We start from the raw sequence: 26,675 nt of genomic DNA on the forward strand, positions 1-26,675 counted from the left end.
CCATGAATGCCGTCGGATTTCCGGCGGCATTTTTTGTGGCGTATTGTAGCGTGCAATGTTTCGTAAACTAGTCAACTGTCCAACGTAGTGGACACATGACCGCAATTCAATAACTACTATCTGCACTGTAGTAAGTGTTCTTGTTCAAAAAGGCGTTTAACAGATAAAAGACACATCAAACATGGGAGGAATTATGTCTTTAACACGTCGCGAGTTCATTTATGCAGGTGCTTCTAGTTTGTTTGCTCTTGGATTGGTGGGCTGCGGAAACAGCGACACAACATCCACGTCTACTTCTGATGCGCAGAAGGAAGATCAAAAGAAGTCGGAAGAGAAGCAGCCAGAAAAGTATGCGGTGACCATTGGCACGCTTACGCAGATTGCTGATTACAATGGCGATCCAGCAGCAAAAATCACGTTCAATTTCACAAATAACTCTGATGAGACCACTTCATTTATGAGTTCAGTACGAGTTGAAGCGTATCAGGATGGCCAGCAGCTTGAAGTCGCAGTTATAACTAGCGGTGAGGTCAATTGGGAAAGCACTGCGAAAAAGATTAAGACTGGAACAAGCCTTGATGTTGAGCAAGCTTACAAGCTTATTAGCTCGTCTGATGTTGAGGTTGAAGTGTATCCACTCTTTGGTAAGGATAAGCTTGCTGCTCAGACTTTTAGTCTACAGTAAGTGCGTCATCATAGCTAGATAGTTACTTCAAGAGAGCTACCGCAAGATGGCTCTCTTTTTTAGTTTCCGGCTTTAGCCTGTTAAGCGAGAGAAACACGCTGACCTTAAGCTGGTAATCTGTAAGGATTACCAGCTTTTTTCTGCAACGTGCTAACGCCGGCTTTTAAGCCTGGCGTACAAATAGCGCAGCTTTCTTATGTTCTGCTGAAGAATCAACATGTTCCTAATCAAGATAGCCAGGCAGCTAGGAGATCACACTGTCTGATATGCATTTATATGTATAAACTTGATCCAATATGCTAGAGAATGAATAGAATTATATAAGAAATTTAACTATCGATAAATTCTGTATCTATGGAACACACCTAAGTCGGATATTCTGCTCAGATGCGGGCATTTTATACATCTAATGACGATAATCTGCATGTTTGTGGTAATTTCTGCGTCATGTATAGGTCTTTTTGGCAGAATATCCGACATTGCTGTGTTTTGCGGACCCGAAATTTACCTCGCGAACCGATGGTGAGAAGATCCGATTTTCTTGCATGCTGTATACCTGCGGTTTTATGTGATTGCATATTATATAAGTTCGGATATTTATATAAAAAGCTTCATGGCATCTTTTGGGTCGTACTTAAGCCACATTCAAGATGTACTTAAGGGTCATTGGCATTGCCATGATACTCGTAGAAATTTAAAAGATATTTGAGCAGCTATTTATAACTCTTCCCGGAAAAATTAAATTAGCTTAACAGTGATTTAACACCCCTTCTGTTGTACTGGATAGCAGGAGAAGGGAGTATCTATGGAATCAAAACAAGCTTGCGGCTGGAGCTGTCGCCTACGAATTCTACCTATTTTATTTATGTTGCTAGGCTGTGTGTTTGTAGTCTATGGCGCATCTCGTGGAGAGGTTCAGACTGTTTTGGGAAAAGCGGTACGAATCTGCCTTGAGTGCGTAGGTATTGGCTAGGTGACCTGCAGTGAAAGTACTCTCGGGGATTAAATCTCTTGGAAAGAAAGTGTGGAAATTCGTCACCAAAAGAGGGTTCGTGCAGGCATGTGCAGCCTTTCTGACCAATCCTCACCTGCCAAATTTTGTCAAGGGAACCATCTATACCGGTCCTGCAAAGTCAGTCTGTGTCCCTGGACTTAATTGCTATTCCTGTCCAGCAGCCACGGGAGCTTGCCCCATTGGAGCATTTCAGGCGGTAGTTGGGTCATCTAAATTCAGTTTCTCGTATTACATTACGGGTATTTTGATTCTTATCGGAACTTTGCTTGGTAGGTTTGTTTGCGGATTCCTATGCCCGTTTGGCTGGGTACAAGATCTTCTTCACAAGATCCCGTTCCCTAAAAAATTCAGCACTAAAAAACTCAAAGCTTTGCGTTATTTGAAATACGTTATTTTGATTGTGCTCGTTTGGGCTCTACCAGCTTTGATTCAAAACGCTGTAGGGATGGGAGAGCCTTATTTCTGCAAGTACGTTTGTCCACAGGGAATTTTGGAGGGAGCAATTCCGCTTTCTCTGGCAGATAGTAGTATTAAGGCGGCTCTTGGCAAACTTTTCACGATGAAGTTCAGCATTCTGTGCACCATTGTGCTGCTGAGCATCATGTTTTACCGCCCCTTCTGCAAATGGATTTGCCCGCTTGGAGCTTTTTATTCTCTGTTTAATCGCATCTCAATTTTGCAGTATCGAGTTGACAAGAATACTTGTGTAAGCTGCGGAAAATGTGCACGTACATGCAAGATGGACGTAGATATTACTAAGAATAATGCGGCTCTTGAGTGTATTCGTTGCGGAGAGTGCATCAAAGTTTGTCCTGTTCATGCGATTGACGCAAAGCTTTTGTTAATCAACAAGAAAATCGAACACTCGGAAAAGATTGCTACAGCAAAGCACTTGGCAGATTGCCAGACGGCAAGTTCGAAAAAGCAACCGCTGAAAGCAGAAAGTACTGACTAATCCTTGTAAGTAGTTGTCATAAAAATGTGTATCACTACGTTTTATGCGTAGAAAAGACAGAAAGGAATCTGAAATGAAAAAATTTGTAACAAAATCCCTAACGTATGTCGTTGGCCTGGTTATGGCAGTTACGTTAGCTGGATGCAGTGTTGGCGGCACTGGCAACGCTGGCAACACAGGTAACACAACTGCTCCAACTGCCGAGCAGCAGAATTCCGGTGCAGTTCCACCTGAGGCCGCATCAAAACTCCATCTCAAGGACGGCGACACCTTCCCGGACTTCAAGGCAACAGATATCTCTAACGGTACTACTTACGACAATAAGGTTTTTGGACAGAATAAGGTTACCGTTATGACCTTCTGGTTCAATGGTTGCACTGGCTGTATTCAGGAGATGCCAATGCTCCAGGAGCTGGCTGAGACCTATAAAGACAAGGGTGTCAATGTTCTGGGTGTAAATGCAGAGGCTGCATACACAGACGATGCCAAGAAGGAAGCACTGGATATCCTTAAGAAGCAGGGTGTTACTTACGGAAACCTTGCACTTGATCCACACAGTGATGGCGGCCATGTTATCGAAGGCCTGACAGCATTCCCAACCACTATGGTTATCGATCAGAACGGTAAGCTTGTAGGTGACCCAATCACTGGTGGAGCCACCAAGCTTCAGGGTAGCGAGCTCCAGAAGCGTGTTGACCAGGCTCTTGCTCAGACGAAGTAGTTCTTAGAAACTTACATACCGCTTACGGCATACGGCGAGAAGTTCTTCTCGCGTACAGCTCAATCGGTTAGCATTTGAAATATCGTAGAGATTACGTCTGGGCTGAGTCAGTTAAGCTTGGCCCAGGCGTACTCTAATACTTGCGAATGGTATCAATCTGCACTTGAAAGGGAAGACTTGAAGATCCTAGTGGTAGAAGACGAAAAAGAACTTCTCGCCTCCATTGGAGAGGGTCTTGAGCTTGATGGCTATTACGTTGATCTTGTCGACAACGGCACTCAGGCTCTTGAGATGGCTCAGCTTGAGCAATATGACCTCATCTTGCTTGACCTTAATCTTCCTGGCATTGATGGTCTGGATTTACTGCGTACGCTTAGATCGGAGCACTCAGAGACTAAGGTATTGATTCTTTCTGCGCGTTCATCAGTGTCTGATCGTATTGTTGGACTGGATGCGGGTGCTGATGACTATCTAATTAAGCCTTTTGCGTTTGGCGAGCTAGAAGCACGTATTAGGACGCTTTTGCGTCGTGAGTATATTCACGGAGAAGCTTCGTTGACATTAGGAGAACTTCGATTTGATACTACGGCTCGACAAGTTTTTGTTGGAGATGCTCAGGTCAACCTTACCAAGAAAGAACTTGCGATTTTGGAGTATTTGATGCGAAATGCCGGGGCGGTTGTAAGCAGTGAAGAGTTGATGGCTCATGCATGGGACAGCAACGTGGATTTATTTAGTAATTCCGTGCGTGTTCACATTTTCTCTATTAGAAAAAAGTTGCGAGAAGCTCTTGGATATGACCCAATTTCCAACAAAGTAGGAGAGGGTTATTGCTTTAAGAAGGATAGCGATGATTAAGATAAGTGAGATAACCCCAAAACCAATGCGCTCAATACGAGCTCAGCTCACCTTTCTTATGGTGGCTCTCTTAGTATGTTGCTGCGTTGTTTTAACTTGGCTTGTGTACCGCTCGACGTCTGAGCTGTTGGAACTAGCGGCAGCTAATGCTATCAACAAGGGAGCCCTTTCTATTGTTTTAGACGTAGGTGCTATTGAGCGTTCTATTTTGTTTGATGCGTTGGGCATTTTGTTCTTTGTGATTATTGCTGGCAGCTGTGCGGCCTATCTTTTAGCAGGTCACTATACTAAACCAGTTCAACAACTCTCTGCTCATATGAAAGAAATTGGTCCTGATACATTGTCTGATTCCATTGAGATTGAGGGTGGTGGAGAAGAGGTTCAGGAGCTAGTTAAGTCATTTAATCAAATGACTGATCAGTTAGATGAAGCGTTTGCAATGCAGAGTCGTTTTTCGGTTAGTGCGGCTCATGAGCTTAGAACGCCAATTGCGGTACTGCGAACCAAACTTGACGTTTTTAAGAAAAAGAAACGCAAACAGAATGAATATGACGAGCTTGTAGATACGATGGAGACATACATTGATCGTTTGTCTGCAATTATCGCCAACCTGTTAGAGCTTACGGAGACATCTGAGCTTGGAGAGGTTGAGGACGTTTCTCTTGATGCGGTAATTACGACAGTTGTGGATGATCTTGAACCGGTTGCTCAAAATAATATGGTCAACGTGCAGGTTAACACGCAGATTGATGCACATTCTGATACGCCATCTGAGGCACAAAATCTTACTGTTAAGGGAAATGCCAATCTGTTATACCGAGCTATTTATAATTTGGTAGAGAATGCTATTCGCTATAACCATAAAGAGGGATCAGTTAACATTGCCATGGAGACTGAGGGCCAAGAATGCCTTGTTACAATTGCCGACACAGGAGTAGGTATTGCGCCTGAGCAAAGAGAGCTTGTCTTTGAGCCGTTCTACAGGGTAAATAAATCTAGGTCTAGGGAATTTGGCGGTGCGGGCATTGGTCTCTCGCTGGTTAAAACTATCTTAAAGCGACACGGAGCTTCCATTACAGTCTCCGAAAATACCCCACAGGGTTCTGTGTTTACCATTAGGATTCCACTGGTTGATGCAATAGACTCTGAGTAGCGCTTAACCCTTCACATACACTGCCGCTCATAGATAAGATGAATGGCAGCTAATGGCGAGAAGTACAATGGCTAAAATAGTTGTTAGTACATAGATGCCCTAGTGATGAAGGGAAGCCAAGCATGGAGTTTATTCTGGATACAGCTGATATCGACGCGGTTAAGCAACTTGATGAGCTTTTGACCATCGATGGAGTTACCACTAACCCTTCAATTATCACTAGAAGTGGTAAGCAGCCCGAGCAGGTAATCAAAGAGTTTGTGGAGTATCTACTTCCTGACCAGAAATTCTTTGTTCAGGTTGTTTCGACTGACTATCAGAAGATGTTGGAAGAGGCTCGCTATATTTGTGGCCTCCGTCCCGAGAATACCTACGTGAAGATTCCTGTGACTCGCAATGGTTACAAGGCAATTAAGCAGCTCAAGTCCGAGGGTCTTGGTGTTCTTGCAACCGCTATTTATTCCGCTGACGAGGCATTCCTAGCAGCTATGAACGGCGCAGATTACCTCGCCCCTTACGTTAACCGTATGTGCAACTATGGTGACGGTATTGGCCAAGTTTTTGATCTGATGCAAATGCTTGAGACTCATGGACTGAATTCTAAGATTCTTGCTGCATCATTTAAGAATACTGAGCAGGTTCATGCACTTATTTCTGCAGGTATCGATGCAGTTACACTTCCACCTGATATTGTCTATACCATGATGGATCATCCAGGCACAAAGATTGCTGTTGATGAGTTTTCCGTCGCATGGCGCGAGGCTTACAGCAGGGATACATTGCTGGAGTAAAGTATCTTTAAATTCTTATAATAAATACGTATTGGAGAAAAATGCGCGATTTACTTTCACTACAAAGCAAAATACAAGATGTATACGTAAGACAGATTTATTGTGAGGCGGTTGCTAGCTATAATGCTCAAGCTTATAGATCGGCAATTTTGACTGCATGGCTTGCTGTGTATGTTGATTTAATGAAAAAAATAGAATCAATAGGAGGTAATAAAATTGCAGAGGAATTTCAAACAAAAGTAAATAAAATGCGACTTGAGAAAAACGACTCAGCTAGGATTAAATCTGCATTAGATATAGAAAAAGGAATAATTTCGACCGCTAAGGATTTATCACTTATTGATGAAGCTGAGGAAAAATTTTTAAGAGAATTACATGAGTGTAGACACAAGTGCGCCCATCCAACTACAGATGATACTGTATATATTTTTGAGCCTACCGAAGAGCAAGTAAGATATCTTTTAAGTGGTGTAATAGATAACTGTCTATCATTTAGCGCACTTCCAAAAAATAATCAAATAATACAAATTTTGATGAATGATTTATCGAAAGATTTCCCATTAGAGCAGGATTTATTTGAATTTTACAAATCAAAGTATATTGATAAAATTCCACAGAATACGCAAAGACAGCTTATTAAGATAATTGCCATAGAAGCGGTATGTCCGTCGTCAAAAGAAAAATGGGCGGAGTGCGGACTTGAAATATCAAGTCCAGATTTGATTGCAAAAAGGTGTATGCAAATATTGAAATGCATAAATACGTTTAGCAAAGATCTTTTAATAGAAGTTTTCACCAATCAATCTAAAAAATTATCCAACGGTGACTCTTCCTATAGATTTGTTGGTGTATTTTCTTCATTTGATTTCTTTAGGGATCACTTAGACCGAGATCTATACTTTATATGCAAAGCAAAGTTTAACAAAGCAATTGAAAGTGAGTACGATAAGCCTTGGGAGTTGCTTCTGAATGGATTTCCGTATGATCAAGAATTACGAGAAGAATCTGAGAAGTTATTTAATTCTGATTATTTTTTAAGCCATGAGAAAAATTTGACTGAATTATCAAAAAATGGAGATTTGGACAACGATGAGCTAAAGAAGCTTGTTGATTGTTGTATAGATAAATTGGAAAAATCAAGTTCATATAGTGAAGCAGATTATCTTGCAAGATTAATAGTTGAACTCGCTCCAGTACTGGAGGGTAATGATATTTTAAAAATCTCTGCTATTTTGTTTAAAAACAATCAAGTATTCGAATCTTTTAGTATGGATAGATTAATCAAAAATATTGCTTTAAATTCTATGAAGAAGGAGACTGCGAATTATTGGAAAGAGTTTGCTGAAAACGGTATGGAAAAGAAAAAACCAGAGTTATTGAATCCAGATTTATCTCCAAGTTATGATTCAGTAATGAAGTGGATTTATAACCGTGCTATCGAAGAGTTAAAAAAGTCTTAGTTAAACATTAAAACTCAGCGGCTACAAAACGTCGGTGAAAAAATCTACTACAAACTGACTTAGATTATGTATATAAGTCAGACATAGGGGTATAAGCAAAACCGTAAAGCAGAAACACAGTATGTGTTCGCGGTTAGCTTGTACCCTTTTTCAGGTCATCTACCTGTAGGGTTTCTCGCCAAACGGAATACGTACATAGGAAAGGATGATTCACAATGGGTAAGATTCTTGGAATTGACCTGGGTACTACAAACTCAGCTATGGCTGTCCTCGAGGGTGGAGAGCCAACTATTATCGTTAACGCAGAGGGAGACCGTACAACTCCTTCCGTTGTCGGCTTCCGCACTGACGGTGACCGCATTGTTGGTAAGGCAGCAAAGAACCAGGCTGTCACCAACCCTATTAATACCGTCTTCTCCATCAAGCGTTTTATGGGCCGCAAGTTTGATGAGGTCCAGTCTGAGATCAAGACGGTTCCTTACAAGGTTAAGGCTGGTACTGACGGCCGTGCAGTTGTTGAGATTGAGGGCGTTGACTACACTCCAGAGCAGATCAGCGCTATGATCCTCGCAAAGATGAAGGCAGACGCCGAGAAGTACCTTGGTGAGCCTGTAACCGACGCTGTTATCACTGTCCCAGCATACTTTAACGACGCACAGCGTCAGGCAACCAAGGACGCAGGTAAGATTGCTGGCCTCAACGTTCAGCGTATCGTTAACGAGCCAACCGCAGCAGCTCTTGCTTACGGTCTGGACAAGAAGGACCAGGACCACAAGGTTCTTGTCTTCGACCTTGGTGGCGGTACTTTCGACGTCTCCCTGCTTGACCTTGCAGACGGCGTTGTTGAGGTTCTTGCAACCAACGGCGATAATCACCTGGGCGGCGACGACTGGGATCAGCGTGTTATCGACTGGCTTGCAGACAAGTTCAACTCCGATAACGGCATTGACCTCCGCAAGGATCCAATGGCACTTCAGCGCCTCAAGGAGGCTGCAGAGAATGCCAAGAAGGAGCTCTCCAGCGCTCAGCAGGCACAGATTAACCTGCCATTCATTACCGCAGATGCATCTGGTCCTAAGCACCTTGACTACACCCTGACTCGTGCAGAGTTTGAGCGTATCACCCGCGATCTTCTCGACCGCTGCAAGGCTCCTGTAACCAAGGCACTCCAGGATGCAGGTCTTCAGCTCTCCGACGTCAGCGAGGTCATTCTGGTCGGCGGCTCCACTCGTATGCCAGCTGTTCAGGACCTGGTCAAGAGTATGACCGGCAAGCAGCCTAACATGTCCGTCAACCCAGATGAGGTTGTTGCAGACGGCGCAGCTGTTCAGGGCGGCGTTCTTACCGGCGATGTTTCCGGCATTCTGCTGCTGGACGTAACCCCACTGTCCCTGGGCGTTGAGACCCTCGGTGGTGTTGTTGACAAGGTCATTGACCGCAACACCACTATCCCAACTTCCAGCACAAAGGTCTACTCCACTGCAGCTGATAATCAGACCTCCGTTGAGATTCACGTCCTCCAGGGCGAGCGCGAGATGGCTTCTGACAACAAGAGCCTTGGTAAGTTCAACCTTACCGGCATTCCTGCTGCTCAGCGTGGTATTCCTCAGATTGAGGTTACCTTTGATATCGACGCAAACGGCATCCTGAAGGTCACTGCTAAGGACAAGGCAACTGACAAGTCCCAGGAGATTACCATTTCTGGCTCCACTGCTCTGTCTGATGAGGAAGTTGACCGCATGGTTAAGGACGCAGAGTCCCACGCTGAGGAAGACAAGAAGCGCAAGGACGAGATTGAGGTCCGTAATCAGGTAGACTCCCTGGCGTATAGCACTGAGCAGACCGTCAAAGATCTTGGCGATAAGGTCCCTAAGGATCAGAAGAAGGCTGTTGAAGAGGCTGTTGCTGAGGCAAGAACTGCACTTGATGGCTCCGATATTGAGGCAATTAAGAAGGCTGGCGAGAAACTCACTGAGGTTGGCCAGAAGCTTGCAGAGATTGTCTATGCTGACGCTCAGGCTCAGACCGCCGGTAACAACGATGCAGCAAGCAACTCTTCTGAGCCAGATGTTGTTGATGCAGACTACGAGGTTGTCGACGACGATAAGAACCAGAACTAATCTGAGTTTCTCGGCATATGCGCTTGGGTAACTTGGTGCAGTAGCTGGTAGGACAATGTGATATGACTCGGAGGCGGCTGGCGGAAACGTTTGGCCGCCTTCTACACATAGGGAGGTGATGGCAGTGGCAACAGCAGATCAGAATAAGGTTGACACTACCTTTGATAACGAGAATAACGGTGATGAAACCGTAGGTGCTGTTGGCGTTGTTGGGGATGGCTCCGCAAGTCAGACGCTTGATGGTAATGAGTCCGCTGCCAACGGTGCAGTCGGCGCAGACCGCACGATGACCGAAGAAGAGATGGTTGCTGAGGCAATTCGTCGCGGAGAAGAGACGGCAGAGGCAGAGATTGCTGCCGACGCAGAGCGTGCAGCTCAGGAGCGTGATTGCCTGCAGAATGAGCTAAATTCGGTCTCTGATCAGATTGAATCTGCGAAGCAGCAGGCAGCTGAGGCAAATGATCGCTTTCTTCGCCTGCAGGCTGATTGGGATAACTACCGTCGCCGTACTGCTCAGGAGCGCCTTGATGAACGCCAGCGCGCAACAGAGAAGCTGGTAGTTGATCTTCTCCCTGTTATTGATGACTTGGAGCGCGCAATTGAGCACGCAGACAACTTGACTGACCCTGCAGCTAAGCAGTTTGTTGAGGGTGTTGACGCTATTTGCAAGAAACTTGTTGGCGTCTTGAATAAAGAGGGCGTTGAGGTAGTTAATCCTGTTGGTGAGGCTTTTGATCCTCTTTCACACCAGGCAGTCAGTCAGATTGAGGACACCGAGGCGTATGATGAGACCGTCGCTCAGGTGTACCAAAAGGGCTATCGCATGGGCGGCAAGGATATTCGTACTGCAATGGTTGTTGTTACCCATGGTGGTCCAAAGCGTCCAGCAGAGGCAGAAGCCACAGACGGCGTAGCCGCAGACAACGCTGATGCTGCGGACAGTGCAGAAGCTACTGACGGTGCAGCTGAGTAAGATAAAGTGTTTTAGAGAGGAGGCCGTGCTGAATGGCAGGTAGTAAAACTTTTTATGACGTTCTTGGCGTGAAGCGCGACGCCTCGAAGTCTGATATTCAAAAAGCGTTTAGAAAACTTGCAGCTAAATACCACCCTGACAGGGGCGGCGATGAAGCTAAGTTCAAAGAGATCTCAGAAGCGTATAACACGCTTTCTGATGATAAGAAACGTCAGGAGTATGACCAAATGCTCGCATTTGGTGGTATTCCTGGAGGTGGATTTGGTGGTCGCCAAGGCGGTTACACCTATACCACTAACGTAAACGGCGCCAACTTTGCCGATTTCTTTAGCGGGTTTGGCGGCGGTGCAGGCGCAGGAGCTGGCGGTTTTGACTTTGCCGACATTTTTGGTGGGCGAGTAAACCGTCCAGTTGCAGGTAGCGACCTGACTATGTCCGTAAATGTATCGTTTGACGAAGCGTTTAAGGGAACTTCTCGCAAGGCAACGTACCGTGTGCCTTCAACTGGTGAGGAGCAATCGCTCACTATCAAAGTGCCAGCTGGTGCTTACGACGGTATGAAGCTACGTTACAAGAAGAAAGGCGAGTACGGCGTTAATGGCGGCCCACGAGGCAACCTTGTGGTTACCATCAACGTTGCAGCTCATCCGGTCTTCTCGCGAGATGGTGCTGACGTGCGCATGAAGCTGCCAGTGAGCATCTACGAGGCGGCTTTGGGTACTTCGGTTGACGTGCCAACGCCTGATGGAACTACGGTGCGACTCAAGGTCCCCACAGGTACGCAGAGCGGAAAGACGTTTAGGTTCAAGAGCTTGGGTGCTCCTCGCGTAAAGAATCCTACAACTCGAGGCGCGCTGTATGTTTCGGTGGACGTTAAGGTCCCAACAAAACTTTCCAAGAAGGAGCGAGACGCTCTTCAGGCGCTGCTTGATGCCGACGAGCGCAGCTACCGAGAGGAGCGGTAATGGCTCGAAAGAAGGACGACGGTCGTAATAAGCCGCTTTACATGATTAGTGTTGCGGCCGAGCTCACGGGCATGCATCCGCAGACGCTTCGCGTGTATGAGCAGAAGGGCCTGATTAACCCCGGCCGTTCCAGGGGCAACACGCGCTTGTATTCTCGCGCAGACATCGACCGCCTCAATCTTGTCTCAAAGCTGACAGACGAGGGTATCAATCTTGCCGGCGTTGTACGTATTTTGGATATGCGTGAACGAGCTCTCGAGAAAGACGATCTTATTGATGAGTTGCGTGAACGCATCCGCGTGCTTGAGGATGAGCTCCACGAGTACCATATGCGCGAGCGCATCACCTCGCTTGTTCGTTACAGCGAGACAAATCCAGAGATGGTGATGCAGCGCCTGCTTGGTATGCCAAGCTCCGCTCCTTCTGACGCTAATGCTGCTGAAGATAATTCGGCAGAGTCAAAAGAATCGTAAGATGACGAGGAAAATTGTTACTAGTAAGATGACCAACTCTCCGTGAATAAACGTGGGGAGTTGGTTTTTTTATTGGTGTGTTTATCTAGACAGAATCCTTTTAGTCTCTTCTTGACCTAGTTGTAATACGTGAATACAATGATATAAATAGGTAAAGGAGGGGCTATGGACAGTATTGTAACTGCTCGCGTTCCTGTTGAAGTAAAAAATCAGGTTTCTGAGGTTCTTGAATCGCTTGGGTCAAACACCACCAAACTGATTAATGCTGCTTTTGAATATGTGCTTGTAACAGGCAAGCTTCCTGATGCTCATGAAGGCGCTTCGTTGGAATCGTCTGCTAAGGGATCTTCTCGCCAATTGAGCGAGAAGGACAAAGAGCAGCTCTCGGCACTCTTTGGAAAGATTTCAGTTCCTGCACCGGCGTCGTTTTGGAATGATTTGGGAGACAGCTCCTACAAAGAGGCAATTAGTGAGTGGAGGTCGAAAGACTATGAAGCTCTTGATTGACGCTAACGTTTTGCTGGACGTCTTTTTGTGCAGAGAGCAGTTTGTTGCCGACGCTAAAAAACTTTTTATAATGAAGCAGTTTAAGGACGCTGAGCTGTGGATAGCAGCTCAGTCATACACAGATCTCTACTATGTTGGCGCTAAGGCTCATGGCTCTGATCGCATGCAAAAAATTCTAAAAGAGGTATTTCCGCTGCTTAACGTATGTTCTATTGATGGTGCAGACATTTCGTATGCGCTTGATGAGCAGTGGAAAGATTTTGAGGACTGTCTTATTTGGCGAGCGGCTAAAAAGATAAAGGCAGACTATATCGTCACAAGAAATGTGGCAGATTTTACTCGCTCGGATATACCAGTGCTTACACCTGGTGAGTTTTTCTCGACAATGGAAGCTGAGCAAAATCTTGTCTATGAAGAGGTTGAATTTTAAAAGCATTAAGACTTGGAATAGAGCTGCGAAAAAGCTCAGTATTTTGCTGCGAAAAAGTTCAGTACAGTAAAATAAGAAAATCTGCTACAAACACACTTAGATATGTATTAAAAGTCGTGCTTGGGGGTATATAGAATCCGATGAAGATTCAGTCCCCGGCACGATTTTTGTTTGGGGTAGGAGGGTGATTATATGAGACTAGATAAATGGGCTGTAACCGCCCAGGAAGCACTGCAGGCAGCTCTTGGTATTGCTGGCGACGCAGAGGCTTCTGAGGTTACACCAACGCACCTGCTCAAGGCGTTGTTGGACAGCAACGAGCGCAACCTGCGTTCTATTTTGGAGAAGATTGGCGCAGATCCTGACAGCATTGCTACGCAGGTAGACCAGGCAATCTCCAAGGCTCCAAAGGTAAGTGGAGCACAGATTGGCATTGGCAACGACCTTCTCAAGGTTATTAACGAGGCCGAGAAGCTTGCCACCAAGCTGGGAGATTCTTACGTTACCTCTGAGCATTTGCTCACAGCGTTAGCAAACGATAACACTGACGCAGGTAGGATTCTTCGCGACGCCGGCATTACAGCCAAGCGTGTAGAAGAGGTGTACAACGATCTTCGCGGTGATGAGCGTGTAACCTCGCAGGATGCAAAGCCACAGTTTGAGGCGTTGGAGCAGTATGGTCGCAATGTGACCGATCTTGCTCGTCAGGGAAAGCTTGATCCAGTTATTGGCCGCGTCGAAGAAATTCGTCGCACCATTCAGGTTCTGAGCCGCCGCACCAAGAACAATCCTGTTCTCATTGGCGAGCCTGGTGTTGGTAAGACCGCAATCGTGGAAGGCCTGGCAGAACGCATTGTTTCTGGCGACGTTCCAAGTACCCTGCGCGATAAAGAGCTTGTTGAGCTTGACATGTCTGCCCTGGTAGCGGGTGCAAAGTACCGTGGTGAGTTTGAGGACCGCCTGAAGAGCGTGGTAAAAGAGGTGGCCAAGTCTAACGGCCAGATTATTCTCTTCATTGACGAGCTCCACACCATCGTAGGCGCTGGTGCTTCCGAGGGCTCCATGGACGCTGGCAACATCTTGAAGCCAGCACTTGCCCGTGGAGAGCTCCGTGCAATTGGTGCCACTACGCTGGATGAATACCGCAAGTACATCGAGAAGGACGCTGCTCTTGCACGTCGTTTCCAGACCGTACTTGTCTCTGAGCCTACTGTTGAAGATACCATTTCTATCTTGCGTGGCCTTAAGGAGAAGTACGAGCAGCACCACCGCGTCCGTATTACGGACTCCGCTTTGGTTGCAGCAGCAGACCTTTCTAACCGCTACATTTCTGACCGATTCTTGCCAGATAAGGCGATTGACTTGGTAGATGAGGCAGCGTCAAGACTTCGCATGGAGCTTGATTCTATGCCAGCAGAGATTGATGCGGTTGATCGTCAGCTTACTCAGATGCAGATTGAGGAGCAGGCTCTGATGAAGGAGGAGGACGCTGCTTCCAAGGAGCGCCTGGAGAACCTTCGCGCAGAGATTGCTACGACGCAGGAGAAGCTGGATGGCATGAAGGCCAACTGGCAGAACGAGCGCGGCGCAATTGACCTGGTACAGGACTTGAAATCCCAGATTGAGGAAGCAAAGACGCAGATGGAGCGTGTGACTCGCGAGGGTAATTTAGCGCAGGCATCTGAGCTTCGTTACAGCACTATTCCAGAGCTTGAACGTAAATACGATGAGGCAGAAAAGGCCCTTCTCGCCAAGCAGGAAGACGGCGGAATCCTCAAGGAAGAGGTCACCACGGACGAGATTGCCGAGGTAGTTTCTTCGTGGACCGGCGTGCCTGTGTCCAAGATGATGCAGGGCGAGATGGACAAGCTCAAGAACCTTGAGGACCAGCTTCACCTGCGCGTTATTGGTCAGGACGATGCTGTTTCCGCAGTTGCTGCAGCGGTCCGTCGTTCTCGCGCGGGTCTGGCAGATCCAAACAAGCCTCTGGGCAGCTTCTTCTTCCTGGGCCCAACCGGTGTGGGCAAGACCGAGCTGGCAAAGGCGCTGGCAGAGCTGCTGTTTGACGACGAGCGCTCGCTGATCCGCATTGATATGTCTGAGTACATGGAGAAGTTCTCGGTCCAGCGACTCATTGGCGCACCTCCAGGATACGTGGGTTATGACGAGGGTGGCCAGCTCACCGAGGCAGTTCGTAGGCATCCATACTCCGTCATCTTGCTGGACGAGATGGAGAAGGCCCATCCTGATGTCTTCAACATCTTGCTGCAGGTACTGGACGATGGTCGACTAACGGACGGTCAAGGTAGGGTAGTCAGCTTCAAGAACACCATCATTATCATGACCAGTAATGTTGGTTCGCAGTTCATTGCCGGTGCTGGCGAAGAGGGTCTTACTGAAGAGTCCAGAAAGCAAGTTATGGAGGCGCTACGTAGCTCCTTCCGCCCTGAGTTCTTGAACCGTATCGACGACGTGGTTGTCTTCCAGCCTTTGGGTCTTGAAGATATTGAGCGCATCGTTGATATTCAGCTCAAGGATGTTCGTAGTAGACTTGCTAACGAGCGCATGACGCTGGAGCTTTCTGAGGCTGCAAAGCAGTCACTGGCTCTTGATGGTCTGGATCCTGTTTATGGTGCTCGTCCTTTGAAGCGACTGATTCAGCGTCGCGTTGTTGACCAGGTAGCAAACTTGATTATTGCAGGTGAGCTGTCTGAGGGCGATACTGTTCTGATTGATACTGACGAGAACGGCAATTTGGTTGCTCGTAAGAAGTAAGTGAGAATAGGCGTGGATAAGAAACCTACTGCAACGGTAACATCAACTGGTGCTGTGTCAAAAGATACAGCACCAGAAAATGATGTGAGTCTGAAGAAAGCACCAAAGTCTAAGAACGCTGACTTGAAGAAAAAGCAGGAGGTAGACCCGGAGTTTGCTCGTGCCCAGAATGAAGATGATGATGGATATGATCCATATTCTGACCGTCGACCTGTGAGTGAGCCACTTTTTGAGAGAGATCCGTGGAGTTAAGTGTAGGTCTTTGATACATAACAGTGTCGGGTGTTGTTTTTGTAACACATGTATGTGTCTTAACTAAATTAAAAAACCGCTGATGCAAATGCATCAGCGGATTTTTTGTATCTATTTACTTTATGAGTGTCCTTGTAGCCCGTTTTGAAGTATGTGTTTAGGTTGATGAAGCACATAATTTAGGCGTAGACGGTATTTTTTGACCGTTCACCGGTATCTTTTTGAAAAGTTGCGTTGGGCGTAATGAACGTTGTCATTTCCCTTTATGATTTGAGCAAAGTGTATATGTGTGTAGGTTAGCCACAATCTTTGGGGGAGACATGACAAGTCGTTTGCGCAAAGTATCTGCAATATGTGCGGCATTAGCTTTTGTGTTAGGTGTGTTTTATATAGCTCAACCCACGTATGCAGAAGAGCAACCTGCTGAGGTGAGGTCTCAATCAACAACGCAAATGAATTCTGCGCCTGAAAATGTTAACGTTAACATTATTAATGACACCACGAATCGTGTGCAGAACTTCAATTCAAACTGGAAGTTCAAACTTGGTGATGCATCAGGTGCAGAAAACACAACGTACGATGACTCTTCTTGGGAATCAGTTAATCTTCCTCACGACTACAGCATAGATCAGCCCTATTCTCAGTCCGGAGAGGCAGAAAGCGCCTATAAACCTGGTGGAGAGGGTTGGTATAGAAAGACTTTTGAAGTTGCTTCCAATCTTCAAGGAAAGCGTTTTCGTTTAGATTTTGATGGCGTCTACATGGATTCAACTGTGTGGGTCAATGGCCATATGTTGGGTACTCATCCGTATGGTTACACGCCGTTTGCTTTTGATATCACGCCATACATTAAACCTGGCGAGCAAAACGTCATTACCGTTCGTGTAAACGCACAAACACCAAGTAGTCGTTGGTATTCGGGCGCTGGTATTGGCCGTGACGTTGATCTTGTGGTGACAAATCCTGTTCATGTTTCAAAAGATGGTGTAAAAGCAACTGCTCCAAATCTTGCATCTGAGGTTGGCGGAAGCGTTACCACTCAATTGACCACTTCAGTAACAAATTCATCTGATTCACCTGTAAATGTACAGGTAGTACAGACTGTCTTTGCTCGCGGAACTTCTCCCCAGCAGGCTATTGCATCCGTTACCACAGAGCGTAGTATCAATGCAAACACAACTGATACGTTTAACGCTTCTGCGATTACTTCATCTTCACCAGCGCTTTGGGATATTGATAACCCCAATCTCTATACCGTACGCACTGAAGTAAAGGTAGACGGAAACGTTGTTGATACCTATGACACAACCTTTGGATATCGTTATTTTAGCTTTGATGCCGAGAAGGGCTTCTTACTGAACGGTATGCCTGTCAAGATAAAAGGTGTTTGTATGCACCATGACCAGGGCGCACTTGGCTCTGTATCTACTGCCGATGCAGTTAGGAGACAGGTACAGATTCTTAAGAATATGGGCGCCAATGCCATTCGTACTTCTCATAACACACCCTCTCGCGAGCTTATTGAGGCATGTAACGAGCAAGGTGTCTTATTAGACTATGAGTTCTTTGACGGTTGGACTGCCGCAAAGAACGGTAATAGCAAGGATTACGCAAGGTTTTTCTCAACGGTGATGGGGGAATCTGAGCTTATTGGTGGCGACGCAAACAAGACGTGGGCACAGTTTGATATTGAGGCCAGTGTTGCACGTGATTACAATGCGCCATCCATTGTGATGTGGTCGCTTGGTAATGAGATGACTGAGGGTACCTATGGTATTTATGGTTTAGCTCAGGTCCAAAATAGTCTAATTGCCTGGACACAGGCTGTTGATCCAACTCGCCCTGTTACTACAGGAGATAACCGACTTAAGCGTGGATCAAATGAGCTAAATCCTCAGGGAATTTCTGATGCTGGCGGTATTGTTGGCATGAACTACGCTGGTGGTTCTACGTACGATAGTATTCACAGCCAACATCCAGATTGGAAACTTATTGGCTCTGAAACAGCTTCGTCAATTAATAGTCGTGGTATTTACAGTACTCATAGTAGAGACAACTCTTCTCAGCAGCTTACTGCATACGATTATTCTCGTGTTAATTGGGGTCATTATGCTTCCCAAGCATGGTATGACGTACTGACACGTGATTTTGTTGCTGGAGAATTTGTTTGGACTGGCTTTGATTATCTGGGTGAGCCAACTCCTTGGAACGGAGTTGATCCTGGCGCAAAAGGTAGATGGCCATCTCCAAAGAATTCTTATTTTGGCATCATTGATACTGCTGGTTTGCCAAAAGATTCGTATTATTTCTATCAGAGCCAGTGGAATGATGCTGTTCACACATTGCACTTACTTCCTGCATGGAATGGTGATGCTGTAAAGAAAAACCGTGATGGCACTGTTGACATATCGGTTTATACCGATGCTCACGCTGTCAGGCTTTATTTCACTCCTGCTGGCTCAACAGAGAAGCAAGATTTAGGTCTCAAGACATTTACAACAAAAACAACACCAACTAATGGTTTTACGTATCAGATTTATGAAGGGGCCGATAAGAGTACTGACGAGTTCAGAAATCTATATCTGACCTGGCAAGTTCCGTATGCTGACGGCACTATCACCGCCGAAGCATACGATGAAGCAGGCAATGTTATTGATACTTCGAGCTGGGATGGCCGTCAGAGTCTAACTACCGCAGGTCAACCAAAGAAACTTTCAGTATCAGCAAACCGCTCTTCTATGAGCGCAAACGGTACCGATTTGACATATTTGACCGTAGATGTTGTTGACGAGAATGGCAATCGTGTTCCAAACGCTAACAATAAGGTAACGTTTGATGTTTTTGGATCTGGCAAATTAGCAGGAATTGATAACGGCAGCGCGCCCGATCATCAGTCATATCGCGACGCTAACCGAGACGCGTTCTCGGGACAGGTTGTGGGAATTGTTCAGGCGGGAACAAAAGCGGGTGAGGTTACCGTACGTGTTTCTGCTGACGGCTTAGAGCCAACAGAGGTTACCATTCCAGTTACTCCTGCAAATACAAGCGATGATACTCCTCAGAAGACAGTTGGAAGTCTGTTCTATTCTCGTTATTACTACGTTAAAACAGGCTCTTCACTGACATTACCTAAAACAATTCAGGCTCGATATACTGACGGAACAGCTTCGGATGAGCCTGTTGTTTGGGATTTATATGATGCCGAGAAACTCAACTCTGCAGGTACCTTTACTGTTTCTGGAACAGTTGCAGGTGTTCGAGCTACCGTAACGGTGACGGTATTAGACAATATTGCCGCTCTTATGAACTACTCGACAACAACACCAGTTGGTCAAAACCCTATTCTTCCTGATGCACGACCAGCAGTTCAGGCGGACGGCACCGTTTTACGGGCTAATTTCCCAGTAACTTGGAATGCTGTTCCCGAGGGCTCCTATAACCAGGAGGGAACAGTTACTGTCACTGGTACCGCAAACGTTTTTGGCCGTGATATGTCCGTCACAGCAACTGTGCGTGTGCAGCGAGAGACTGTAACGTTGGGTGAGAATGTTGCTCCTGTTGCATCAGTCTCGCAGGATATTCCTGAAGACAAACAGAGTGACACACTTTCTGCTATTACTGACGGCTCTACTTCAGTTGCAGCCAATCAAGGCGGTGGAGCTAATCCAACTTGTTGGACAACGTACAAGAACGCACAGGCAGGAAACCAAACTGCGTCCATTACGTTCCGCTACGCAACTCAGCAGAGAATTGGTCAGGCTCGCGTTCACTTCTTTGTAGACTCTTACTCCGCAAGGTTGCCTAAGCCAGGATCAACTATCATCGAGGTTTCTGAGAATGGCGAGGATTGGACTAGGGTTGACGCACAAGAAACAGTTGGACAAGCACAAGGTCGTGTAACTCCTTACACGTATAATTTTGCTCCGGTAACCGCTACGTATGTGCGTTTTACCATTACCAACTCTGATGAGGTTCTTGCTGGAAGAAAGCCGTGTACAGGTATTACTGAAGTTGAGCTCTTCAGTGCTGTTGGGTCATTTACTACAAATAATACGGCTTCATTTGATTCGCTTTCTGTAAATGGAAAACAGGTAAGTGAAGATGCTCTAGCAGCAGGGGAGTACAACACACCAGCTCTTCTCACTAACGTAGAGGCGCAGACAAAAGATAACGCTGCACTGACTGTACTGCCTCCTTATCAAAATAAAGTTAAGATGCTCCTTGAATCTGAGGATCATACTTCTAGGAGTACGTTTACTGTTAATCTGGGAGTTGATCAGCCAATTACTGGCGATAGTGATGCTCAAGATTACCCGGTAGATAAGATGCTTGTCTCGGCAGGTAGTGAAGTTGAGGATAGATACGTAAGTCCAAATGAAGGCAAGGTTTTGCTGGCGTTTGACGGTAATCCTAGTACATATTGGCACTCCACTTGGGCACCAAGTTCAACCGATGACCACTGGGTTCAGATGGAACTTGATGAGCCAACAACTATTGAGGCGCTGAGATATCTACCTCGTCCTAATAGCCCAGCAAATGGAACTGTTACTGAAGCGTTGGTTGAGTACAGTGACGATGGTGTTACTTGGCATGAGGCGGGGCGTGCTACATGGACTTCTCCTACCAGCCCTGATTACACTCCTGACTGGAAAATAGTCAAGTTTAATCAACCAGTTACGGCTAAGTATTTCCGTCTAACTGGTGTCCATACGTATGCAGATGGTGGACGTAACGATAAATTCATGAGTGCAGCAGAGATTCGCCTGCGTACTACAAAGGAAACAACTGATATTTCTCATGCACGTATAGAAGCACCTAGTACCCTGACAGTTGATTCTGTGAGTGAGTCTAACCCTGCGATGTTTAATCCGTCTGACGTGCATGTGTATGTCCCATCAACAAAAAGTGGAGAATCTCGACGCACAAGGCGTTCAGTTACCGATGAGACTGAGCTGAGATATGGCATTGATTACGTTCTTGAGTACGAGAACAATACATCTGAGGGAACCGCAACAGTACGTGCTCGGGGAATTGATTCGTATGCCGGCACAACTGCGCCTACACCGTTTACGGTTGCTCTTACACAGGTGGTGGTTGATAGTGTATCGGTTGCTTCAACTCCTACTAAGACTGCGTACACTGTAGGTGAGAAGCTTGATCCGTCAGGGCTCAAGTTGACGCTTGCCATGAGTAACGGAACGTCGCAGGAGGTAACATATAGCGAAGATAACAAGGATGACTTTACGTTTGATCCTTCAGCAGAGGCTGCGTTTGATACTGCTGGTACACATGAGATTACGGTGACCTATCAGGGTAAGTCTGCTACGTTTGAGGTTACTGTTACACAAGCAACAAACCCTGCCAATCCAACAGATCCAACAAATCCGACTAACCCATCGGATCCAACAAACCCAACGAATCCAGCAGATCCTTCTAACCCCGCCAATCCAACAGATCCATCCAATCCAGATGGCAATCAGAGCGCTGACAATGGTGCCAACAATGTTAATAGCAATACTGACCAGGGAAATTCTTCTAAGAAGAAGCGCACTTCTGCACTTCCTGGTATGGGTGACCCAGTTACGTTAGTTGCAGCATGCGGATTGCTTACTATAGGTATTACGTGCGCTGGCGGGGGATATTGGGTACGTAGGCGCAGGCATTAGGTTTTTATCAGCAACGTTGCCATGCCGTTACATGGTGATGTCTACCAGGTGTATTTATAGATACAATAAAAAAGGAACCTAGCATAATGTTAGGTTCCTTTTACGTACTGTTGGTTGTTGGTTGGATAAAAAATAAACGTACGCTTTTGTGCCTTATCTTATTGCGATGCCCCAGTTAGCAGACATCCAGGTCCAGAGGAAATAGACTACGGCAGCGATGATTGCCAAAACGATAATGGCAGCAATCAGTGAGCCTGCATTTGAACGACGCTCTTTTCTGACAAAGATATCGCGCTGACCCTTAGGAACCTGCAGGTATTGTCCGTAGTGGATATCCTTGCGAAGGTGGGCAATCTCGTTCTTTGGCTTGCGCCAACCCTTCTTCGCGTAAGCACCCTTGCTTGACTCAAAACCAGCGGCCTGGTTCTCTGGAATCTCGAGTTTCTCGCCCGGAAGCGTAAAGTCGCTGATAGGTTCTACCGTTTTATGAGGACGGTGGTGGCGAACGTACGGCTGCTTTGCAGCGTCTTCGTCTTTGTACTCAGAAGCCTCAGGCGACGAGAAGTTCTGCGTACCAGTTGCGTGAAGCTTGGCTTCATTGGCTGGTTGAGCTTCCTGCTCGAGAGATTCAGCGTATTCAAACTCCTGCTGAGTATCAGAATGTGGACTCTGATCTGCAGGCGAAACGTTGTTTTCAAAGTTGTTCGAGGTGTCCACGATGATCCTTTTGTCGTAGTCTCGCTAAACATTGATATAAAACATGATACCGCAGCTCGTGTAATCTTGCACAGTTTTGCTTGTTGGATATTAAATGGTTACGTAAATCGGCGTCAACCTATGTATATTCAAAAGGTATATAAGGGCAGGACAATCTTAGTCATAGAGACTTAGAAATTTTATAAAATCTTGTATAAATTTACGCCAACGGGGTACAACAAGTAGTGAATAACGAAGTGCCAATAAAGGCATCTACCAGTAAAGGAGTGGTTACTATGAAGAATGTAGTTCCCTATGATCGTATTGCAAGGAATCTGAGCACGTGGCCATTTGGGGCAATTGATTCTTTCTTTGATGCGCCTTATTCCGCATTGTCTTCTGTCTCGTCCGATGCATTTGTTATGAACGTTGAAGACGCAGGTCAGTCTTACGTGGTAACAGCTGAGCTTCCCGGTGTTTCTAAAGAGGATATTGACGTTGAGCTTAACGAGGGAAGGCTTTCAATCACCGCTACTCGCAAGGAGTCTGAGGAGGAGAAGACCAAGAATTACCTGCACAAAGAGTCTTCTGAGTGGCAGGCAACTCGTGGTGTATATCTGAAGGATGCAGCTCGAGAAGGTCTTTCTGCAAAGCTTGATGGTGGTATTTTGACCGTCACTGTTCCAAAGCAGGATCAGCAAGCTAGCGTTACAAAGATTGCTATTGACTAAAACAGAGACAGTTGGAAGGCGGCTTTGGCAGTCAGTCGGCCAATTACTTAGACAGTAAGGTGCCTGGTAGTTGACCTGTCAGGCACGTATAGCTGCAGTCAGGCATACAGCTAGACGTGCCTGTTCACGCCCGATTACAGGCACCTCGCATAGCGAGAAAATCTTGGAATTCTAAGGTTTTCTCGCTTTTTTGTTGGCGCGGAGCCAGGGACGCGCGACTTGCAGAGTTGGCGTGCGACTTGCAAGGTTGGCGCTGGGCTTAGAGTGACATTGGCCAATCTTGGCTGGCTACACAGACGGTAAGAGAGCCGTCAGGAGTTTGCGCCTCAGTGAACGCTTCGTTAAGCGGCTTTGCACCAATCGCCTCAGCAAGCGTTTTAACGGCGACACTTGGACGGTTATTCTCGTGAGAGAGATGCATACCAACAACGCAACGTGTATTTGGACCTACAAGCTGCGATAATGCCTGTGCGGTGTACTCGTTTGATATGTGGCCGGAGTCTCCATGGACACGCTGTTTGAGCATATACGGATAAGGGCCCGTGAGCAGCATATGCTCGTTATGATTGGACTCAATAGCAAGAATACGCACGTCAGAGAGACACTCGAGAGCCTCTGGCGTAAGGATGCCCGTATCGGTGCAGTAACCCACAGAGTCCACAATGCGCCTATCGGGACCAGCGAGAAAATCAAAGCGCATGCCCATAGGCTCACAAACATCGTGCGACGTTGGAAACGTATTTATTTCAATGTCTGGTGCGGCATCAATATGGACAGAACCTGCCTGGTCAATAAGGGTAAACGTGACGTTCTGGCAAGACTTTCTCCCTGTAAGCGCAGCGGCAGTTCCCGTTGTAGCAAATACCGGAACATCAAAAGTTTTACTGACTACCGGAAGACCCACGACGTGGTCAGTATGCTCGTGCGTAATAAAGATGGCCACGATCGTAGAGAGATTAACGTTTAGCTCTTTAGATCGACGTAGAATCTCTTTTCTTGAGATTCCACAATCAATCATAATAAGACCATCAGGCGTTTCTAGTAGGGTACAGTTGCCCTTTGATCCACTGGCAAGAATATGTAAGTGAAACGTGGGATTCATGAATTTCTTTCTGCTGAGTAACTTTCGGGTATAACTGTAACAAACACACCGGACAGAAATTGGTGCTAAGTGCCATCCGTACATGCATACTTCAATAAGAAAAATGCCTCCATTGCAAAAGGCCAGGTAAAGGGCTTGAAGCATGGCCAGGCAGAAAGTCTACACGGAGGCCAGACAGAAGGCTTACGGCGAGGTCAGTTAGAAGCACCCGTCATCCTTATGGTCTCGGGCGGAGCTGATTCGATGGCGTTGCTCCATATGGCAGCAACGGAGTCGCTTGACCTTGGTGATGGCTTGGGTCTTGCGCACGTTGCAAAAGAGCGTCTGCATGTTCTGCATGTAAATCATCTGCTTCGTGAAGATGATGCAGATGCTGACCAGCACTTTGTTCAAGAAACTTGCGATTCACTGGACATTCCTTGTACCGTGCTGCGCGCGGACGTGGCCAAGCTTGCGCGGGAACGTGATGGCAACGTGGAAGAAATTGGTCGTCGGGTGCGGTATGACGCTGCGCGAGAGCTCGCTCAAAAACTTTGTGCCGAACAGGGAGTTTCTCGCCAGAAGGCAAAGATTTTGACGGCACACACAGCTGACGACCGCACGGAGACGTTCATGATGAACGTGATGCGCGGGTCAGGCATGAGCGGTCTAACGTCAATTCCTAGGCATCGCGGGTTGATTTATCGTCCGCTGCTTAACTATACACATGAACAGCTCAAAGACTGGCTGAAAGCTCGTAATTTGGACTGGCACGAGGATGCCACCAACACCGACACCCACTATCTACGTGTGTATATGCGTCATAATGTACTTCCTCTGCTTAAGGCGAGAAACCCGTTATTGGTGCAGACGGTGTGCAAAATTGCAGATTTGATGACTGATGAAGACGATTATCTTGAGGCAAAAGCTGCGCGTAAGCTGAGACAGATTACGCTTCGCAAGGGCGAATCTTTGCTAGTACTTGACGCGCTGAAGCTGAGTTCTACCGACGTGGTGATTGCTCGTCGCGTAGTGAGAATTGTGGCTCGGCAACTGATTCCTGAGGCATGGCTTGAGTTCAGACATGTAGATGCCGTGCTTGAGGCGGTTGCTGCGGGAGCTGGCGTAGCTAATTTGCCGCAAAACCTTGAGGCGCGCGTTCGTTTGGGCACCGTAACGTTTTCGTTCACGGGCGCCGCAAGAAGCGTGGTGAGCGTTGATGATGCTGAGACAAGCAATAAAGCTGCAGGTACAGTACACGTTACAGCAACGTTTGGCGAGCACCTTGCAGTTCCGGGAACGCTGGAGCTTGCAGACGGTCGAGTGCTTTCGGCACGCATTCTCCCCGTGGAGCACGGCTTTGACGTCGTGTCTTATGCAACCACGCATAGTCAAGAATGGTTGGGTGAGTCGGTTCTTCTCGACGTACAAGCCTGTGGAGTAGATCCAATTCACGGCGGCAGTCTGTGGGTTTCGGGGCTTGAGGCAGGCGATACCATGCAGCCTTTGGGTATGCATGGGCAGTCAAAAAAGATTTCTGATCTGCTGGGCGAGGCGGGTGTGCCCGTTGAGTCTAGGAGTATGATGCCTATTGTGCGCACAAATATTCGTGGATATGTAGTGTGGGTTGCGGGAATTCGTCCCGATGAACGAGTAAAATGTACGCAAGATACAAAACACCTGCTAGAATTGAACATCTATTCTGGACATAAGCCATTTGAGAGGAGCCAGTAATGGCGGAGCTTCACCCTGACATTCAGGAGATTTTGCTCGAAGAACAAGATATCAAGGATATTGTCAAGAGGGTGGGTGCAGAGATTACACGTGACTACGCGGACAAGAACCCTCTGGTCATTGCCGTCCTTCGCGGAGCCGTTGTATTTATGGCTGACATCATGCGTGCCATTAAGTGCCCGCTTTCCATTGATTTTATGGCTGTTTCTAGCTATGGCGACGGTGTTAAGAGTTCCGGTGTTGTGCGCATTGTGAAGGATCTTGATACAAAAATTGAAGGTCGTCACGTCATTATTGTTGAGGATGTTTTGGATTCGGGGTTGACCCTTTCCTACTTGGTGCGCATGCTCAAGTCTCGTAACCCTGCTTCCATTGAGATTGCTGCATTCCTGGTTAAGGACATTGAGGGAAAACGTCCTGCTATTGACCCTTGTTACGTAGGAACTCACGTGCCTGACAAGTTTGTTGTTGGCTACGGCTTGGACTACGCTGAGCGCTACCGCAACCTCCCATTTGTGGGCGTTTTGAAGCCTTCCGTATACGAATAGTTTGAAGGCCGGTTGAGTAATTGCACAATTGTCAGTCAAATTCGTAAACCCGTGGCTGAACCTGTAAAAATTGCGGTTAGAACCGT

The 26,675-nt window shown here is 46.7% G+C and carries 22 protein-coding genes; 20 read left to right on the forward strand and 2 right to left on the reverse strand.

Going from position 1 to position 26,675, the window contains the following annotated elements:
- Window positions 1-193: 193 nt before the first annotated feature.
- The 17 genes from APAR_RS00460 (at window position 194) to APAR_RS00535 (ending at window position 21,799) form a co-directional block, all read left to right on the forward strand.
- A complete protein-coding gene (locus tag APAR_RS00460; protein ID WP_012808182.1) occupies window positions 194-685 on the forward strand; it encodes a DUF5067 domain-containing protein in 492 nt (163 codons plus the stop codon).
- Window positions 686-1,490: 805 nt separating this feature from the next.
- Complete coding sequence (locus tag APAR_RS07335) at window positions 1,491-1,658, forward strand: CD1871A family CXXC motif-containing protein (RefSeq protein WP_012808183.1); 168 nt, start codon at window positions 1,491-1,493, stop codon at window positions 1,656-1,658.
- Between the two features lie 79 nt (window positions 1,659-1,737).
- Window positions 1,738-2,655, forward strand: a complete 918-nt coding sequence (locus tag APAR_RS00465) for a 4Fe-4S binding protein (protein WP_245526052.1) — start codon at window positions 1,738-1,740, stop codon at window positions 2,653-2,655.
- Window positions 2,656-2,728: 73 nt separating this feature from the next.
- A complete protein-coding gene (locus APAR_RS00470; RefSeq protein ID WP_012808185.1) occupies window positions 2,729-3,376 on the forward strand; it encodes a TlpA family protein disulfide reductase in 648 nt (215 codons plus the stop codon).
- A 189-nt stretch (window positions 3,377-3,565) separates the two neighbouring features.
- Window positions 3,566-4,234, forward strand: a complete 669-nt coding sequence (locus APAR_RS00475) for a response regulator transcription factor (protein WP_245526053.1) — start codon at window positions 3,566-3,568, stop codon at window positions 4,232-4,234.
- The gene (locus tag APAR_RS00480) at window positions 4,227-5,387 is read left to right on the forward strand and encodes a sensor histidine kinase (RefSeq protein ID WP_012808187.1); all 1,161 of its coding nucleotides are present in this window, start codon (window positions 4,227-4,229) and stop codon (window positions 5,385-5,387) included. Before APAR_RS00475 ends, APAR_RS00480 begins: the two co-directional genes overlap by 8 nt.
- 122 nt (window positions 5,388-5,509) lie before the next feature.
- The gene (locus APAR_RS00485; protein WP_012808188.1) at window positions 5,510-6,178 is read left to right on the forward strand and encodes a transaldolase family protein; all 669 of its coding nucleotides are present in this window, start codon (window positions 5,510-5,512) and stop codon (window positions 6,176-6,178) included.
- 41 nt (window positions 6,179-6,219) lie between these two features.
- Complete coding sequence (locus tag APAR_RS00490) at window positions 6,220-7,638, forward strand: hypothetical protein (RefSeq protein WP_012808189.1); 1,419 nt, start codon at window positions 6,220-6,222, stop codon at window positions 7,636-7,638.
- A 215-nt stretch (window positions 7,639-7,853) separates the two neighbouring features.
- On the forward strand, window positions 7,854-9,758 hold the full coding sequence (gene dnaK, locus APAR_RS00495; protein ID WP_012808190.1) for a molecular chaperone DnaK: 1,905 nt from the start codon (window positions 7,854-7,856) through the stop codon (window positions 9,756-9,758).
- A 118-nt stretch (window positions 9,759-9,876) separates the two neighbouring features.
- Window positions 9,877-10,731: a nucleotide exchange factor GrpE gene (grpE, locus tag APAR_RS00500; protein ID WP_049754769.1), complete on the forward strand. Its 855-nt coding sequence runs from the start codon at window positions 9,877-9,879 to the stop codon at window positions 10,729-10,731.
- Between the two features lie 32 nt (window positions 10,732-10,763).
- Window positions 10,764-11,696, forward strand: coding sequence for a DnaJ C-terminal domain-containing protein (locus tag APAR_RS00505; RefSeq protein WP_012808192.1), 933 nt, complete (start codon window positions 10,764-10,766; stop codon window positions 11,694-11,696).
- Complete coding sequence (locus tag APAR_RS00510) at window positions 11,696-12,169, forward strand: heat shock protein transcriptional repressor HspR (RefSeq protein ID WP_012808193.1); 474 nt, start codon at window positions 11,696-11,698, stop codon at window positions 12,167-12,169. The genes APAR_RS00505 and APAR_RS00510 overlap by 1 nt, the downstream gene beginning before the upstream one ends.
- Before the next feature lie 165 nt (window positions 12,170-12,334).
- Window positions 12,335-12,676, forward strand: a complete 342-nt coding sequence (locus APAR_RS00515; protein WP_012808194.1) for a hypothetical protein — start codon at window positions 12,335-12,337, stop codon at window positions 12,674-12,676.
- Window positions 12,660-13,106, forward strand: a complete 447-nt coding sequence (locus APAR_RS00520; protein ID WP_012808195.1) for a PIN domain-containing protein — start codon at window positions 12,660-12,662, stop codon at window positions 13,104-13,106. Before APAR_RS00515 ends, APAR_RS00520 begins: the two co-directional genes overlap by 17 nt.
- Before the next feature lie 192 nt (window positions 13,107-13,298).
- Window positions 13,299-15,881 (forward strand): ATP-dependent chaperone ClpB, encoded by a 2,583-nt coding sequence (gene clpB, locus APAR_RS00525; RefSeq protein WP_012808196.1) that lies wholly within the window; start codon window positions 13,299-13,301, stop codon window positions 15,879-15,881.
- 12 nt (window positions 15,882-15,893) lie between these two features.
- Complete coding sequence (locus APAR_RS00530) at window positions 15,894-16,133, forward strand: hypothetical protein (protein ID WP_012808197.1); 240 nt, start codon at window positions 15,894-15,896, stop codon at window positions 16,131-16,133.
- Window positions 16,134-16,453: 320 nt separating this feature from the next.
- Entirely contained in the window at window positions 16,454-21,799 is a 5,346-nt protein-coding gene (locus APAR_RS00535; RefSeq protein ID WP_012808198.1) for a discoidin domain-containing protein, read from the forward strand.
- A gap of 153 nt (window positions 21,800-21,952) precedes the next feature.
- On the opposite strand, the gene APAR_RS07060 is transcribed toward APAR_RS00535, so the two are convergent.
- The gene (locus APAR_RS07060) at window positions 21,953-22,516 is read right to left on the reverse strand and encodes a hypothetical protein (RefSeq protein ID WP_012808199.1); all 564 of its coding nucleotides are present in this window, start codon (window positions 22,514-22,516) and stop codon (window positions 21,953-21,955) included.
- A gap of 275 nt (window positions 22,517-22,791) precedes the next feature.
- Between APAR_RS07060 and APAR_RS00545 the strand changes: the two genes are divergently transcribed.
- Window positions 22,792-23,226, forward strand: coding sequence for an Hsp20/alpha crystallin family protein (locus tag APAR_RS00545; RefSeq protein ID WP_012808200.1), 435 nt, complete (start codon window positions 22,792-22,794; stop codon window positions 23,224-23,226).
- A 259-nt stretch (window positions 23,227-23,485) separates the two neighbouring features.
- Here the strand turns inward: APAR_RS00545 and APAR_RS00550 are convergent, their stop codons facing one another.
- The gene (locus APAR_RS00550) at window positions 23,486-24,328 is read right to left on the reverse strand and encodes an MBL fold metallo-hydrolase (protein WP_012808201.1); all 843 of its coding nucleotides are present in this window, start codon (window positions 24,326-24,328) and stop codon (window positions 23,486-23,488) included.
- A 69-nt stretch (window positions 24,329-24,397) separates the two neighbouring features.
- Between APAR_RS00550 and tilS the strand changes: the two genes are divergently transcribed.
- On the forward strand, window positions 24,398-26,041 hold the full coding sequence (tilS, locus tag APAR_RS00555; protein ID WP_245526054.1) for a tRNA lysidine(34) synthetase TilS: 1,644 nt from the start codon (window positions 24,398-24,400) through the stop codon (window positions 26,039-26,041).
- A complete protein-coding gene (hpt, locus tag APAR_RS00560) occupies window positions 26,041-26,589 on the forward strand; it encodes a hypoxanthine phosphoribosyltransferase (RefSeq protein WP_012808203.1) in 549 nt (182 codons plus the stop codon). Before tilS ends, hpt begins: the two co-directional genes overlap by 1 nt.
- The last annotated feature ends 86 nt before the right edge of the window (window positions 26,590-26,675 follow it).

Source organism: Lancefieldella parvula DSM 20469, assembly GCF_000024225.1.
Lineage (GTDB): Bacteria > Actinomycetota > Coriobacteriia > Coriobacteriales > Atopobiaceae > Lancefieldella > Lancefieldella parvula.

Excerpts from the sequence above, each read along its gene's own strand:
- APAR_RS00460 (WP_012808182.1), top strand. The coding sequence starts at position 194 with ATGTCTTTAACACGTCGCGAGTTCATTTATGCAGGTGCTTCTAGTTTG.
- APAR_RS07335 (WP_012808183.1), top strand. The coding sequence starts at position 1,491 with ATGGAATCAAAACAAGCTTGCGGCTGGAGCTGTCGCCTACGAATTCTA.
- APAR_RS00470 (WP_012808185.1), top strand. The coding sequence starts at position 2,729 with ATGAAAAAATTTGTAACAAAATCCCTAACGTATGTCGTTGGCCTGGTT.
- APAR_RS00480 (WP_012808187.1), top strand. The coding sequence starts at position 4,227 with ATGATTAAGATAAGTGAGATAACCCCAAAACCAATGCGCTCAATACGA.
- APAR_RS00485 (WP_012808188.1), top strand. The coding sequence starts at position 5,510 with ATGGAGTTTATTCTGGATACAGCTGATATCGACGCGGTTAAGCAACTT.
- APAR_RS00490 (WP_012808189.1), top strand. The coding sequence starts at position 6,220 with ATGCGCGATTTACTTTCACTACAAAGCAAAATACAAGATGTATACGTA.
- dnaK (WP_012808190.1), top strand. The coding sequence starts at position 7,854 with ATGGGTAAGATTCTTGGAATTGACCTGGGTACTACAAACTCAGCTATG.
- grpE (WP_049754769.1), top strand. The coding sequence starts at position 9,877 with ATGGCAGTGGCAACAGCAGATCAGAATAAGGTTGACACTACCTTTGAT.
- APAR_RS00505 (WP_012808192.1), top strand. The coding sequence starts at position 10,764 with ATGGCAGGTAGTAAAACTTTTTATGACGTTCTTGGCGTGAAGCGCGAC.
- APAR_RS00510 (WP_012808193.1), top strand. The coding sequence starts at position 11,696 with ATGGCTCGAAAGAAGGACGACGGTCGTAATAAGCCGCTTTACATGATT.
- APAR_RS00515 (WP_012808194.1), top strand. The coding sequence starts at position 12,335 with ATGGACAGTATTGTAACTGCTCGCGTTCCTGTTGAAGTAAAAAATCAG.
- APAR_RS00520 (WP_012808195.1), top strand. The coding sequence starts at position 12,660 with ATGAAGCTCTTGATTGACGCTAACGTTTTGCTGGACGTCTTTTTGTGC.
- clpB (WP_012808196.1), top strand. The coding sequence starts at position 13,299 with ATGAGACTAGATAAATGGGCTGTAACCGCCCAGGAAGCACTGCAGGCA.
- APAR_RS00535 (WP_012808198.1), top strand. The coding sequence starts at position 16,454 with ATGACAAGTCGTTTGCGCAAAGTATCTGCAATATGTGCGGCATTAGCT.
- APAR_RS00545 (WP_012808200.1), top strand. The coding sequence starts at position 22,792 with ATGAAGAATGTAGTTCCCTATGATCGTATTGCAAGGAATCTGAGCACG.
- APAR_RS00550 (WP_012808201.1), bottom strand. The coding sequence starts at position 24,328 with ATGAATCCCACGTTTCACTTACATATTCTTGCCAGTGGATCAAAGGGC.
- hpt (WP_012808203.1), top strand. The coding sequence starts at position 26,041 with ATGGCGGAGCTTCACCCTGACATTCAGGAGATTTTGCTCGAAGAACAA.